At 65.3% G+C, this 15069-nt stretch carries 6 protein-coding genes and 1 riboswitch; of the genes, 1 reads left to right on the forward strand and 5 read right to left on the reverse strand.

Features of this window, described 5'->3' with window-relative positions; all coding sequences use genetic code 11:
* Positions 1–102 precede the first annotated feature (102 nt).
* The 3 genes from AZSI13_RS03370 to AZSI13_RS17430 form a co-directional block, all read right to left on the reverse strand.
* Positions 103–1161: a TraB/GumN family protein gene (locus AZSI13_RS03370; protein ID WP_165833281.1), complete on the reverse strand. Its 1059-nt coding sequence runs from the start codon at positions 1159–1161 to the stop codon at positions 103–105.
* Between the two features lie 122 nt (positions 1162–1283).
* Entirely contained in the window at positions 1284–2180 is an 897-nt protein-coding gene (locus AZSI13_RS03375) for an alpha/beta fold hydrolase (RefSeq protein ID WP_109039773.1), read from the reverse strand.
* A gap of 366 nt (positions 2181–2546) precedes the next feature.
* Positions 2547–2921 (reverse strand): hypothetical protein, encoded by a 375-nt coding sequence (locus AZSI13_RS17430; RefSeq protein ID WP_165833282.1) that lies wholly within the window; start codon positions 2919–2921, stop codon positions 2547–2549.
* Here AZSI13_RS17430 and AZSI13_RS03380 point away from each other — a divergent pair.
* Positions 2914–7314, forward strand: coding sequence for an autotransporter domain-containing protein (locus AZSI13_RS03380; protein ID WP_165833283.1), 4401 nt, complete (start codon positions 2914–2916; stop codon positions 7312–7314). The genes AZSI13_RS17430 and AZSI13_RS03380 overlap by 8 nt on opposite strands.
* Positions 7315–7323: 9 nt before the next feature.
* Here the strand turns inward: AZSI13_RS03380 and AZSI13_RS03385 are convergent, their stop codons facing one another.
* The gene (locus AZSI13_RS03385) at positions 7324–10704 is read right to left on the reverse strand and encodes an EAL domain-containing protein (protein WP_201262291.1); all 3381 of its coding nucleotides are present in this window, start codon (positions 10702–10704) and stop codon (positions 7324–7326) included.
* Between the two features lie 287 nt (positions 10705–10991).
* Complete coding sequence (locus tag AZSI13_RS03390) at positions 10992–14750, reverse strand: PAS domain S-box protein (RefSeq protein ID WP_109039776.1); 3759 nt, start codon at positions 14748–14750, stop codon at positions 10992–10994.
* Positions 14751–14777: 27 nt separating this feature from the next.
* Positions 14778–14862, reverse strand: a riboswitch (cyclic di-GMP riboswitch).
* Positions 14863–15069 lie beyond the last annotated feature (207 nt).

A 15069-nucleotide genomic window follows, 5' to 3' on the forward strand; every position in this document is an offset into this window, starting at 1 on the left:
AGCAAAAAGGGCGGCACCTCAAGGTGTCGCCCTTTTTCGTTTGAGCGGTGGAATGGGGCCGATGAGGGGATGGGTCGGCCCCGTTGGCACGCCTGTAGCTGTTTATTGGGGTGCCGCGGCCGGTGATGTGGTGGTGGGGGTGGCTGCGGAGGCCGCAGTTCTTGGGGCGGGGAAGGTGACCCGCTCCACCTTGTAGCCCTTCTTCTCCATCAGCGTGGGCAGGCCGGCAGGGCCGAAGAGGTGCATGCTGCCGACGGCGGCGAAAATCTGGCGGCCATTGCGGTGCAGGGCGTCGATACGTTGGGCCAGAGCCGGATTCCGCTCGTCCAGCAGGCGCTTGATGGCCTTGCGTTCCACCGGGGTCTTCATGCACTCACACCATTCCGGGTAGCGTTCCATGGTCTGGTAATCGGCGCTGATCCAGGCATTGGCCAGGCGTTCCAGGATGGCGATGGCCTGGCCGGATTCCAGGGTCTGCAGGCTGGAATCAACAAAACTCTCCGTTTCCCGGGGGGTTCCCATGTGCAGCGCCTTCATCTGCAGTTCCGGCGTCTCCAGGGAAATGACCCGGCGCCGCAGCTGGTGACCGAAGCCGGCCAGCATCGCATCCACGGCATAGGCTGGCTCCAGGCCCGCCTTGCGCGCCAGCATCAGGCTCAGGGTGACAACCTTGATCTCCGGCGAGTAGGGCGCCAGGCTTTCGTAGGGCAGGCAGGCTGCTTCCGCCTGTCGGCGCAGGCGCTGCTCCAGGGCCGGGGGCAGGGGCGTGCGGCGGGCCGTCTGCATGCCTTTGGCGATCCGGGTCTGGATATCGCTGTCGAACATGTCCATTTCCAGCGCGATGGTGTCCGTTTCCTTCAGGGCTCGGGCCAGGGTGGGCCCGGGATACATCCATTCCGCCTTGCCGGCATGGACCGTACCGTAGAGGTAGGAGGTGCGCCCCCCCTTCTCGATCCGCCAGAGGAAACCCCGGTCCCGGGCATTGGCAATGCCTTCTTGGATGGCCTCGGCGCTAGGTATGGCCGGGGGCGGCGGCGGGCAGTCCGCCGCTGTAGCCAGCCGGCTGCTCAGGGTGAAACAGGCCGCAATGCAGACTGTTGCAAAGGTGGAAAGCAGTGAGCGGCCCAGCCAGGTGGGGGACGGTAAGGAACGGGAGGGCATGGGGGAGGGTTCCTGGTTTGATGATGACGGCATTGTCGCCGAGTTGCCGTTGGCGGGGAAGGAGCTCGCTGGTTGCCGGAGGGGACGGTGCGGGGCAGTCGAATTCCTTTGCCCTTGGCTCCTTACGGTGGGGCCGGGGGGTCGAGGGGCATGCCCCGGCGCTGCCAGGGAATCAGCCAGCCGTCGCCATGGGTGGCTTCCGGAATGATCTCCAATTGCCCGCCGTTGGCGCCGATGAAGGCTGCGGGCCAGCGCCGGGCCAAGGCCGGGGGAATGACGCGGTCCTGGCTGCCGACCCAGTGGGTTTGGGGGAGGCCGGAAATCCGGGAGGGCTTGCGGATGGCTTCGTCCGCCGGATTGAGTGATGCGGCGAGGGGGGTGAGACGATGGTGCTCCGCCCAGGCCTGGTGGTCCAGGTTGCCGGCGACGGTCACCAGGCGGATGACGTCCGTCCGGCGCATGGCCAGCAGGGCTGCTACGCTGCCGCCTCCCGAATAGCCCACCAGCACCAGGGCGCTGGCGCCGTGACGCTGCTTGAGCTGGCTGACGGCGTTGTCCATGGCGTCGATGACTTCCGGGGCGAAGCGGCTGCCGGTCCAGTAACGCTGGGGACAGGGCGGAAGGGGCATTTCCTGCTTGGCGTCGAGATTTGCGTCCTGGCGGCCCTCCCCGTTGTCTTCCCGCTTCCCTTCCTGGTACTGGCAGGGCCGGGCCAGGTAGGCCGCGCGGCCTTCTGCCTGGGCCAGGGCCAGTTGCAGGGCCAGTGGATGGCGCGGGGTCGGGTCCGTTGACGGCAGGGTGGGGGTGAGCCAGGCCAGACCATCGCCTTCGATGTAGACGCTCAGAATCTCTGCTGGCGGATGGGGGGGCGGGCCATAGGACTTTAGACGGAAGGGCGGCGTGACCAGTGTCGTTTCATGCCACTGGTGTGCAGCCGCCAGGGCGTTGGCCTGTTGATGCCTTTCCTGGGGCGAGGGCAGGGCAGCACAAGCTGTCAGCAGGGCAAGCAGGGGGAGCAAAAAAAGCCGCCACGGGTGTTGGCGGGGCCCGCGCATGTATCGGAGTGGGAGCATCCTCTGATTTTAGCCTGCCAGTCGTCAGCCATGACGCCGGGGCAGCGGTGCTTGGCCCCCAGGAGGGTGCCTTAAGAAGCTTGCCTGGCGTGGGTTGAATGCATAAAACCTTGGGTTTTAACGTACGTGCAAGGAAATGTCAGGTTTCCTTGACACGCATTAAATATAATCGTTTTGGCATAGTTTGATGGCATCATTCACCCTGGTCCGGGTTTGCCATCACCTAGGGGGCTTGGAGGCTGGGAGCTTAGTCGTTTGAGGGTAATGGTGATGTCGTTATCACCCGCCGTTTTCCAGCCAGTGCCCCTTCCGTTATTCAGGCATTTCCCCCGCGGTTTGCTTCTCCCCTGTTTTTCCCCGCTTTTCTTTCCGGTTGATGAATATGAATTCCCAGTCCTCTGCGTCCAAAGTTCTGCGTACTTCCGTGCCTGCCTGTCTGACACGGAAGCACCGCAAGCCTTTGGTAGCCGCCATCCAGGTCTGCTTCGGTGGTGAGCCGAAAAAGTGGTTGGCAACCCTCTGCCTGTCGTTGGGGATGCCGCTGGCCCATGGTGACCCCACTGGTTTATGGACAGGTGCCAGCAGCGCCAGTTGGACGGATGGTGGTAATTGGGTTTGGGACGGGCTGCCTAACGCCAGTATTAACGCCAGCATCAATATTGCGTCAGGCAATACACCGGTGATCAATCTTGGGGCATCCGGCCTGGCTAATATTGCAGTCATCGGTGGTGGTGCCGATGGCAAGTTGGAAATCTTCGGTACGCTCACCAGCGCCGATGGTCTCATTGGCAACAATGTAGGCACTCCGGCAAGCACCGGAACGGTAACGGTCTCCGGTGCCACGTCCTCCTGGACCAATAGCGGCAACCTGCAGGTAGGGAATTACAGTACCGGTATTCTCAATATCCAGAATGGTGGCCTGGCATCTGCCGCCGCCCTGAATGTTGGTGCGGCAGCCGGCACCAATGGCACGGTGGCCCTCACCGGCAGCAATTCCCGCGTGACCGTATCCGGCGCGACCTATATCGGCCAGTCGGGTAGCGGTACCTTGACGGTAGGCGCCGGCAGCACGGTAACAAGCAGCGGTGGTTCCGTCGTGGGGGTCGGGGCGGGCAGCACTGGTAGCGTTGCGGTGACAGGCGGCACCTGGAACAACGGCGCCGGCAATCTGGTGGTGGGTAGTGCGGGCCAAGGGACGCTGACGATTTCCGCGGGCGGCCAGGTTTCCAACGCGGTCGGCAGCATTGGTTCCGGCGCTTCCGGCTTTCTCAGCCAGGTTACCGTGACCGGCGCAACGAGTCAGTGGAACAATAGCGACCGCCTTTTCGTCGGCGTCTTTGGTCAAGGCAAGCTGGAAGTGCTGGCCGGTGCGACGGTGACCAGTGCCGATGGCGTGCTGGCCCGCTATGCCGGGGCCACCGGCCAGGCGGTTGTGGATGGTGCAGGCTCCAACTGGACCATGGCGGGACACCTGCGGGTGGGCGGCGATACCACCGATGTGGCCAATCCCGGCGGCACCGGCACCCTGGACATCAAGGCCGGTGGCGCCGTGAGCAGCGGCAGCGGCTTCATCGGCGACAGCCAGAATGCTGTCGGCACGGCGACGGTCAATGCCGCTTCCTGGACCATGACAGGGCGCCTGGCCGTGGGTAACTACGGTAAGGGCACCCTGGTGGTGGAGAACGGCGGCACCGTTCAATCTGCGGACGGCCTGATCGGCTGGCGGACCGGCAGCACGGGCAGCAGCGCCCTGGTGACGGGGACTGGTTCCCAATGGACCCTCAGCGATCATCTCTATGTCGGCAACCAGGGCCAAGGCAGTTTGTCTGTTGCGGCGGGCGGCAAGGTCAGCACGGTGGGGCTTTACGCTGGCACCGATGCCGGGGCCAGCGGCAGTGTCACCCTGAGCGGCACCGGTTCCACCCTGGAGGCCAGTGATGTGGCCTATATCGGTTTCGGTGGCAATGGCACCGCCAGTGTTGGCAGCGGCAGCAGTCTGACTAGCCACGGCGGCGTCATCGGCAACCTGGCCGGCAGTACCGGCACCGTCACCATCAATGGCGGCTCCTGGAACAATGGCAGCAACAACCTGATGGTGGGTAATAGCGGCCAGGGCAGCCTGACCATCAACAACGGCGGCAGCGTCAGCAACAAGGTCGGCACCATCGGCGCCGCTGCCGGCGCTCCGGCCAGCCAGGTCACCGTGACCGGCAGCGGCAGCACCTGGAACAACAGCGACCGTCTCTTCGTCGGTACCTCCGGCATCGGCAAGCTGGAAGTGCTGGCTGGCGCCACGGTAAATAGCGCCGACGGGGTACTGGCACGCTATGCCGGGGCCACCGGCAACGCCACCGTCAGCGGTGCAGGGTCTGCCTGGAAGATGGGCGGTGACTTGCGGGTTGGCGGCGATGTCTCCGATGCCGCAACGCCGGGGGGCAACGGCACCCTCAATATCGCAGCGGGAGGCGCCGTCACCAGCAACGCCGGCTATATTGGCGACAGCCTCAATTCCACCGGCACGGTGACGCTCAATGCCGCTTCCTGGACCCTGGCGGGTCGCCTGGGCGTGGGCAATTTCGGCAAGGGCAGCCTGGTGCTGGAAAACGGCGGCACCCTCAATTCCGGTGCCGGCCTCATTGGCTGGAACGCCGCCAGTACCGGCAACAGCGTGCTGGTGAGCGGTGCCGGTTCGCGCTGGAACCTGACGGACCACCTCTACGTCGGCAACCTGGGCCAGGGCACCCTGACCATTACCGGCGGCGGCGTAGTTTCCAACGTCGATGGCTTTGTCGGCACCATCGGTGGCGCCGGGCGCAGCGAAGCGACCGTCAGCGGTGCCGGTTCCCACTGGGAAAACCGGGGCGACCTGCTGGTGGCCCAGAGCGGCGGCGCCGAAGGCAAGCTGACGGTCAGCGATGGCGGCAAGGTCACGTCCGTCCAGACCATCCTGGGGGACCTCGCCGGAACCCGCGGCAGCGCCACCCTCAGCGGTGCCGGTACCACCCTCCAGGCCAGCGGCGACTTCAACGTCGGCCGTTTCGGTAACGGCAGCCTGAGCGTCAGCCAGGGCGCCGTTCTCAGCAGCAATCGTGCGTACATCGCCAACGAAGCCGGTTCCAGCGGCGATGCCGTGGTCAGCGGCCCGGACAGCCAGTGGAATGTGGCCGGCACCCTGCATGTGGGTTCCCGGGGCGATGGCAGCCTGCTGTTGAACAATGGCGGGCGTATTGCCGCCGGCAACCTGGCCATCGCCTTTGGTGCCGGCAGTAAGGGCACCCTCAGCGTTGGTGCCGTGGAAGGCCAGGCTGCCGCTGCCGCCGGCGAAATCCGGGCCAACAAGATCACCCTCGGAGCCGGCGCCGGCACCCTGGTACTCAACCACACCAGCCCGGACTACCTCCTGGCTGCTGCCCTCGCCGGCAGCGGCAACATCAAGGTACTGGGGGGCACCACCCTGCTTACCGCCGACAGCAGCGCCTTCAGCGGCGTCACCCGCATTGCCGATGGCGCCGGCCTGGCCCTGGGTAGCGGTGCGGCCCTGGGCGGCAACGTCAATGTCGACAGCGGCGGCAACCTCACGGCGGCCAGTAGCCGGGTGGGCGGTAACCTCAGTAACGCTGGCCTGCTCACCCTGCCCAAGGGCGAAACGAGCTACAGCAAGCTGACGGTGGGAGGCGACTTCAGCCAGGCCGATAGCGGTGTCCTGCGCATTGGCGCCTACGCCACCGGCAAGGGCCAGTTCAGCCAGCTGGCGATTTCCGGCAAGGCCAGCCTGGGCGGCGTGCTGGAGGTGGATGTGGCCAGCGGCAGCCCCCTGGTGCCCGGCAATCGCCTGCGGCCGGTGATCCAGGCGACCGGTGGCGTGCAGAACCGCTTCACCTCGGTGACGGACAACAGCACCCTGTTCAACCTCAAGCCCGTCTACGGCGCCAACTATGTGGACCTGCTGCTGGTGGCCGAGAGCGACAGCGGTGTTTCCGGTGCCCTCCAGGGCCTGGGCAACAGCCAGGCGGGTCAGGCCGGTCGGGTGCTGGATGGCATCATTTCCCGCGATCCGGGTAGCGCCCTGGCCCTGATGTTCGTGCCCCTCACCAGCAATGCCCAGGTGGTCCAGGCCGTTTCCCAGAGCCTGCCGCTGCTGACGGGCAATAACGTGCTGGTTTCCCAGACCGTGCTGGCCAACGTCGGCCAACTGGTGCAGAACCGGCTTAATGTGATGACCGGCCTGGCTGCCGGCGATAGCCAGCTCGCCGATCGCCATTTCTGGCTGAAGCCCTTCGGCTCCCGTATCGACCAGGCCGACGGCAACGGTTCCTCTGGTTACCGGGCCAGCACCGCCGGCCTGGCTTTCGGCATGGACGGCCTGCTCACCGACATCGATCGTGTCGGCCTTGCCATGGCCTATGCCGATGCAGGCGTGGAGAGCAATTCCACCGTCGCGCCCCACCATGCCCGGGCCAAGGTCTATCAGCTCATTGGCTACGGTAGCCGCAACCTGGCTCCCGGCACCGAATTGAGCTGGCAGCTGGATGCCGGCCTCAACAACAACTGGGGTACGCGCAACATCCTCTTCGCCGGCCTCGCGGCCCGTTCCCGTTTCGACACCTATACCGCCCATGCCGGCATGCGCCTGACGCGCAACCTGGCCCTGTCCGAGCGGACCGACCTGGCACCTTCCGTGGGCCTGGATTACGTCTGGCTGCGCAACGGCGGCTATCTGGAAACGGGGGCCGGCGCCCTCAACCTGCAGGTGAACCGCCAATCGGTGGAACAGTTGCTGGTTTCCGGCGATGCCCGGTTTACCCACCGGCTGGACAATGGCGTCAATCTCCTCGCCAATCTTGGCCTGGCCTACGACCTGCGCGACCAGCAGGCCGCCGTGGTGGCCGCCTACGCCGGGGCGCCGGGCGCCTACTTCCTGACCCGTGGCGTTGAATCCGACCCCTGGATTCTGCGGGCCGGTATCGGTGTTTCCACGCTGACCGCCACCGGCCTGGAATTCCAGGGCCGCCTGGATGCGGAACACCGCCAGGGCTTCAACAATCGCAGCGCTTCGGTCAATCTGCGCTGGGCCTTCTGAGGCCCCTGTCTAGATCATCCAGTCCGGCGACGGACCGGGGGGAGGGGGTGGCGCATAGCGGTGGCGCCACTCCTGGAAGGCTTCGGCTGGCATGGGCTTGGCAATGAAATAGCCCTGCACCATGTCGCAGCCCAGGCTGTTCAGCTTGTCCCAGGTGGCCCGGTCCTCGATGCCCTCGGCCACGGCCTGGCGGCCCAGATCGTGGATGAGATCGATGGTGGAACGGACGATCAACTCCGAATCTTTGTTCTCCGTAACGTGGCGGACGAAGGACTGGTCGATCTTGATGTAATCCACCGGCAGCTTCTGCAGGTAGCTGAGGGAAGAATAACCGGTGCCGAAGTCGTCGATGTACAGGGCGATGCCATCCTCCCGCAGACAGTGGAGGACGCGTAGGGCCAGTTCCGGGTCTTCCATCACCGTGCTTTCGGTCAGCTCCACCTCGAAGAGGCCGGGGGCGATGCCCCAGATGGCCTGGAGGCGGCGAATTTTCTCCAGCAGGTGGTCATCCCGCAGATTGCGGGCCGAGAAATTGACGGCGATGGGCAGGGCCAGGCCTTCCTTGGCCCACTGGTGGTTGAGGCGCAGGGCGGTTTCCACCACCCATTCCGTGAGGGGCTTGATGAGGCCGGTGTTCTCCGCCAGGCCGATGAATTCGCCGGGGGGAATCATGCCCCGTTCGGCGTGCTGCCAGCGCACCAGGCCTTCGGCGCCGCAGATGCCGCCACCGGACATGGTCACCTTGGGTTGCAGATAGAGCCGCAGGTCGCCACCTTCGATAGCCCGGCGCAATTCGCTGGCCAGGGTCAGGCGGCGCGAACTGCTCTGGTTCCTCTGCGGATCGAAAATGACGTGATCCAGCCCCTTCTGCTTGGCCAGATGCACGGCGATATCCATGTGGCGGTAGAGGTCGTGGGGGGTGCTGCCATGGTCCGGGTAAAGGGCCACGCCGATGCGGGCCGGCACGTCCAGGGCCAGGTCGGCAATGCGGAAGGGCTGCTGCAGGGCGTTCTCCAGCTGTTCCACCAGCGCCAGGGCGGCGGGGCCGTCGCTGTCGGGCAGCAGTACGGCGAACTCGTTGCCCCGCAGGCGGGCCACAGTGGCGCTGGGGGGCGCGACGCTGCGTAGGCGGGCGCCGAACTGGCAGAGCAGGTGGTCGCCATGGGTGAAGCCCAGGGAATCGTTGAATTCGCTGAGATGTTCGATATTGGTCTGGATCACCGCAAAGGGCTGCTGCCGCTCCCGGCTGGCTGCCAGGGCCTGGGTCATCGTTTCGGTGAACTGGGCCTCGTTGGGCAGCTCGGTAAGCAGGTCGAAATGGGTCAGCCGATGCATGGCCTCCTGGCTGTGCTGCTGCTCCGCCCGCACCCGCAGGGTGGCGATGCCGAAGGCCAGGTCTTCCGCCGATTCGCCGATGAGCATGATTTCGTCCGGGCCGAAGGCTTCCGGGTCGGTGTCGTAGATGGCCAGGGTGCCGATCACCGTGCCGGCCACCCGCAGGGGGCAGGCAATGACCGTGGTGTAGTCGTGCAGGCTGGACCGCCAGGGGGCGTAGCCGGGGGCGACGGCCAGATTCCGCACTACCTGAGTCTGTTCGCTGCGGATGGCGGTGGCTACGGCCCCCTGGCCCTGGGTATCGTCTGCCCAACTGGCCTGGAGTGCCTGCAAGGCAGCCAGGCCGCCGGGGTAGCCCCGCTCGGCCATCGGGTGCAGGGTTTTGGCGCCATCCTGGGCGCGGTACCAGACGATGCCGGTGGCGTAGCCGCCGGTATCGACAATGGCCTGGCACATGTTTTCCAGCAGCTCCTGCTCGCTGGTGGCGCGCAGCATGGTGCGGTTGCCGGCGCTGAGGGTGCGCAGGGCCCGGGTGACGTGTTCCAGTTCGGAGACGTGCTCTGCCAGGGCTGCGTTGAGGGAGGCGATCTTGGCTTCGTTTTCCTTGCGCTGGGTGATGTCCGTGCCCAGCACGTAGTAGCCGCTGATGCGGCCTGCCGCATCCTGCCGGGGGGCGTAGCTGATGACCTGCCAGACGTTGGGGAAAGGCTGCCAGTCGTAGCTTTGGGGCTCGCCCCGGAGCACCCGTTCAATCAGGGGCGCGGCAACCGTATAGCGTTCCTCGCCGAGGATTTCCCGCACCGTACAGCCGGTGATGTCCTGTCGCTCCGGGGCAAAGCGTTGCCGGTAGGGCTCGTTTACATAGACGTAGCGTTGCCCGGCATCGACGAAGGCGATGAGGGCCGGCACGTTGCTGATGACGCTTTGCAGGTGTCCTTGGCTTTCCCGCAATTGCTCGGTGCGCTCGCGCACCCGTTCTTCCAGCGCTTCATTCTGCTCCACGATCAGGCGCTCGGCCTGGCGTTCCACCGTGACGTCGCGGAATACCAGGACCACCCCTTCCACCTCGCCACCGGCGCCGCGGATGGGGGAGGCGCTGTCGGCAATCGGCGTTTCTCCGCCATGCCGGGCGAGGAGGGCGGTATGGTTGGCCAGCCCCCGGGCCTCGCCGGTTTCCAGCACCTTGGCAACGGGAATCTCCGCCGGCCGCCGGGTGTATTCGTTGATGATGTTGAATACCTCGGATATTGGCTTGCCCCGGGCTTCGGCCAGGGGCCAGCCGGTGAGTCTCTCCGCCACCGGGTTCATGCGGGTGATGCAGCCCCGGGCGTCTGTTGCCAGTACCCCGTCGCCGATGGAGTGGAGGGTGATGGCGAGGCTATCCTCGCTCTCCGCCAGGGCCTGCTGGCTCAGCACCGATTCCCGGAGCTGGCGGCGGATCAGCCAGTAGCTGGCCGCCAGCACCAGCAGCAGGGAGAGGGTGGCGATGATGCCTACCGTGGTCAGGACCTGATGGCTATGGGCCTGGGCCGCATTGCGCTGTTGCAGCAGGTGGTTTTCCTCCGCCTCCATGTCCCCCAGGAGGCGATAGACCTGTTCCCGGGTTTGCTGCAGGGGGGCGGTGGCCACGTAGGCATTGGCTGCTGCGATGCCCTGGGTGCGGCGCAGTTCCTGCACCCGCCGGGAAATGGCGATGCGCTGGTCTAGCACTGCGCGCAAGGCCTGCCAATGGGTCTGTTGGGAGGGATTGTCTGCCGTCATCTGGCGGATGCGCTCGAGCACCTGTTCCCGGCTGGCGATGGCCTGATCCCGTTCGCTGAGAAAGGCCGGGTCGCCGAGAATGCGGAAATTCTGGGTGGTCAGCTCGATCTGTACCGTGCCGGCCCGGGCAACGGCCAGGTCGGTGATGACCTCCCGGGTGTGGGCGACCCAGTCCGTCGCTTCTGCCCCATCCCGAGCGAGCTTCCAGGTCGTCGCCAGCAACAGGGCCACCACCAGGATGGCAGCGGTGAAGGCGGCGAGGATTTTTGTGTGGAAGCTGGAAGGAGATTTCACTGCTTGGCTCCGGTTCTCCTGGGACAATGTCATGAGTGTCCCCGGTAGCGTTGACATTCTCTGCCCGGGAGTAAGTTCCGGATACAAGGTAAATCCCTAGGTGTCTTGGCCCGATGCGGTTGCCCAGGCCTGTACTGGCGGGCTGGCCGAAAAGGCGTGTCCAGCCAGGGAAAATCCGCCGATGGGGGCGCTAGGTGCGTACAGGTGTGAGTCGGGGGGAATGTCGGGCAGTGCCTGGCCCGATGCGGGCCAAGCCGGGCGGCGCCCCCGTTCCGGGGGCGGCCGCTTCAGGAGGGCTGGGGGCTGCTGGGGAGCGGGGGGGCGGGAGGCATGCCGTCGTAAACCCGTACGGTATTGCGGCCAGCCCGCTTGGCCAGATACATGGCGGCATCGGCGTGGACCGCCAGTTCCCGTGCGTCCTTGCCATGGGCCGGGTAGACGGCGATGCCGATGCTTGAGGAAATGGCCAGGGGGTGGCCAGCCACCCGGAAGCGGCGGGCCAGGGCGATACGAATCTTTTCTGCCACGACGAGGGAATCCGCCTCGTCCTTGATGGCGGGCAGCAGCACCACGAATTCGTCGCCGCCGATCCGCGCCACGGTGTCCGATTCCCGCACGCATTTGAGCATCCGCTCTGCCACCTGCTGCAACAGCTCATCGCCGATCTGGTGGCCCAGGGTGTCGTTGACCGGCTTGAAGTTGTCCAGGTCGATATAGACCAGGGCCATCAGGCTCTGCTCCCGCCGGGCGGTGGCGATGGCCTGGTTGAGGCGGTCCATGTACAGCATGCGGTTGGGCAGGCCGGTCAGCACATCATGCCGGGCCAGGTGGTGGATGCGTTCCTCTGCCAGCTTCTTGTCGGTGATGTCGGAGAAGATGCAGGCCCGGTGGATCACTTCCCCGCCGTCGCCGCGGATGGTGTTGATAGTCATCCACACCGGGTAGGCGCTGCCGTCCTGCCGGCGGTTCCAGATTTCCCCCTGCCAGGCGCCGGTGTCGATGATGGCGCGCCACATGGCCCGGTAGAAATCCGGGTCGTGTTCGTTGGATTTGAGAACCCGCGGGTCCCGGCCCAGCACGTCGGGCTTGTCGTAGCCGGTGATCTTGGTGAAGGCCGGATTGACGGCCACGATGCGGTTCTGGCTATCTACCACCATGATGCCTTCGCTGCTGGCTTCATAGACGGAGGAGGCCAGCAGCAGCTGATTTTCGATGCGTTTGCGCTGGATGGCGATGCTCATCAGGCGGGCGGCGTGGCGCTGGGCCTCCAGGTCCGGCACGGCATTGCTGCCGGGGTGGCGGCGGAAGGCCACCAGGGTGCCTTCGATGCCTTCTTCCTGGGAAAAAATGGGTTCGGACCAGCAGGCCTCCAGGCCGGCCTCCCCGGCCAGGGTGGTGATGTCGCGCCAGTAGGGGCTGTCATCCATCTTGATGTCGAGGCGCTCGCCCATGAAGATGGTCTGGCCGCCCAGGTTGGCCTGGCCTTCGATCTGGCAGCGGCGGGCTTGCTGCGCTTCGGTAAAGGCGCTCCCCACCGCCAGCTGGCTGTGTTCTTCGCGGACGATGAAGGCGGCAAAGGCCAGGTCGCTGTTTTCATCCTCCAGGCTGGCGGTGATGCGGGCCAGCACGTCGTTGAGTTTGCCGCCCCAGGCCAGCATTTCCATCACTGCGCTGTGCACCGCCTCCCGCTCCGCCTGGCGCCGGCTGGCGTCGATGTTGGTGTGGGTGCCGATCATGCGTAGGGGCTGGCCGTCCGGCGTGTGGGCCACCAGAATGCCCCGGGTACGAATCCACCGCCATTGGCCGTTGCGGCACAGGGTACGGAAATCGTAGGTGTAGAAGGGCGTGCGGCCGGCCAGATAGTTTTCCAGGGCCAGGTTGCGGGTTTCCCGGTCCTGGGGGTGCTGGCGCGCCATCCATGGTTCCAGGCGGGTATGGCAGGCCTCATCGCCTTCGTAGCCCAGCACGTTCATTTCCTGGCGGGAGAGAAAGAGTTCGCCGGTCTGCAGGTTCCAGTCCCAGACGCCATCGCCGGAGCCTTCCAGGGCGAATTTCCAGCGTTCCTCGCTTTCCCGCAGGGATTGTTCCACCTGCCGACGGCCGGAAATGTCTTCGACGATGGACCAGATGTACTTCTCGCCGTTGCGCCCGGTCAGCAGCAGGCCGTTGAAATTGAGGGGAACCCGGCTGCCATCCTTGCGGATGTATTCCTTCTCGTAGGGCCCGTAACGCCCGACGGTGGCCAGCAGTTCCAGCTGGCGGGCCTCGTCGGCCTCGTAGCTGCGGGGCGTCAGTTGCCAGTAGTCGAGGTCGCGCAGCTCGTCTTCGCTGTAACCGCAGATATGGAGGAAGGCCTGGTTGAATTCGATGAAGCGGCCCTGCATGTCCGTCAGCACGATGCCCAGGGGCGACAGTTCGAACAGGCCCCGCAGCTTCTCGCTGTTTTCCCGCAGCTCGGCGACGTGGGCATCCACATTGCGTTCCACCCGGGCGGTGTAGCCGGTGCTGAGCATCAGCAGGGCGCCCAGCAGGCCGGTGCCGAAGAGGCCGACGGCCAGCACCGTCCAGCTCTGCCAGCCGCGATGGGCCATCAGGTAATGCTGAGTGGGGGCGAATTCCAGGCGATAACTGCGGCTGCCGAAGCTCAGAAGCTGCTCGAAATCAGCGGCCCGCTCCTGGTCCTCGATGGTGTCGAAGATGGCTTCCTGGCTGCCCATGTCGGTCAGGCGTACCAGCGTGGTGGTGCGCTGATAGGCCGGGCTGCGCTCAAAGAAATCGTTGATGCGCACCGCCGTCAGCACTACCCCCGGCCCGCTGCCCTTGGTGATGGCCTGGATCAGCAGGATGCCGAACTTGTCGCTGTTCTCGCGGGTTTCGCTGACCAGCCGGACGGGTGCCGTCGCCACGGCCGTGTTGCTATCCCAGGCGCCATTCAGGGCGGCCAGGCGGGTGGCGTCGGAGGCCAGGTCATAGCCAAGCACTCCGTGGTTCAACGCATTGTCCGGCTCGATGTAGGTGACGGGATAGTAGAAAGGCCGTTCACCGGCCCGGCCAAGCCCCTGGGCGGCGGCCTTCTCCCGGATTTCGTAGGTCGGCAGGGCAGCTTGCTGCGCCGCTTCGAAGGCGGCGCGCTGGCGCTGCTCCACCCGGGGGGCCCAGTCGATGGCCTGGACATTGGGGAAACGCTTGAGAATGCGGCCGACGAAACGCCGGAATTCCTCCCGGGTCACCGGCCGTTCCGGGTTGTGGGAATAGAGGCCGCTCAATTCTTCCAGCAGGAATTCCTGCTCGTTGAAATGGTTCTGCATCTGGTCGGCCATGCGCTGGGCCTGGGCGCGGAATTCCACCAGGGATTCATCCTGCTCCCAGCGATTGGCCTTGATGAAAACGAAGACGAACAGGGCGAAGGCCAGCAGCATCGGCACCGCCACCGAAAATTCCCGGTTACGCCAGAGCTGGCGCGGCTCTCCCGCCACCACCAGGACCAGGGGCAACATGACGATGAGCCCCAGGGTGTCGCCCAGCCACCAGGTCAGCCAGTTAGTGGCAAAGCTGCTTGCTTCCATGATGCCGAGCAGGGTCAGGCAGGCCACGGAAATGCTGGCGCTGATCAGGCAGATGGCTGGCGAGAGCAAGAGAAAGCGGCCGATGTCGCTGGCCCGGTCAAAGGCCGAAGGGTAGCCCACCGCCCGCCTCAGCCACTCACCGCCGGCGGCGGCCTGCAAGACTGAGGCGATGGCAATGGCCAGCGCAGCCGCCAGGCTTGGTAGGGAGTAGGGCGTGACCGGCGAATAGCCGACCCAGAGATTGAGCAGCAGGGCACCGAGGAAGACCCCGGGCAGGGCACGCCGGCCGCAGATGAGGGCCGCCGCCACGGCGATGCCGGCAGGCGGGAAGATGGCGGAAGCATAGCCGGGGGGCAGGGCCAGCAGCAGGGCCAGTTTGCCGCTGATGACATAGGCCAGCACCAGCACGACAGGCGTGCAGAAGGTCCGCGACCAGTGTTTGGGGGAGGGGGCGATTGCTCGCGTGATTTTCGTGGCCATACGTTCGCCGGCATGAATATTTTTATGACCGGCAGTTCCTCGATCCTAGGCGATGCCCTTAGACCGGAACTTTGCGCTCCCTCCTTTTCAGGAGGGATGGCCCTTATCGGTAATTCGAGTATAACCTATGTCATAAGAAAAACGATTTATGTCTTTAGTGATAATGGGTTGCAATTCCAGAGGGTTGGCTTGGAAGGGCTGAAGTCCGGGCCTGGATTCTTGCCAATACACCGGTCACCCCGGCCCGATTCCTTCTCTATTGGCTATTTCCCCTCGAGCCACCGAGCCACCGAGCCACCGAGCCACCGAGCCACCGAGC

The sequence above is a fragment of the Azospira sp. I13 genome (assembly GCF_003112695.1).
Lineage (GTDB): Bacteria > Pseudomonadota > Gammaproteobacteria > Burkholderiales > Rhodocyclaceae > Azospira.

Excerpts from the sequence above, each read along its gene's own strand:
- AZSI13_RS03370 (WP_165833281.1), bottom strand. The coding sequence starts at position 1,161 with ATGCCCTCCCGTTCCTTACCGTCCCCCACCTGGCTGGGCCGCTCACTG.
- AZSI13_RS03390 (WP_109039776.1), bottom strand. The coding sequence starts at position 14,750 with ATGGCCACGAAAATCACGCGAGCAATCGCCCCCTCCCCCAAACACTGG.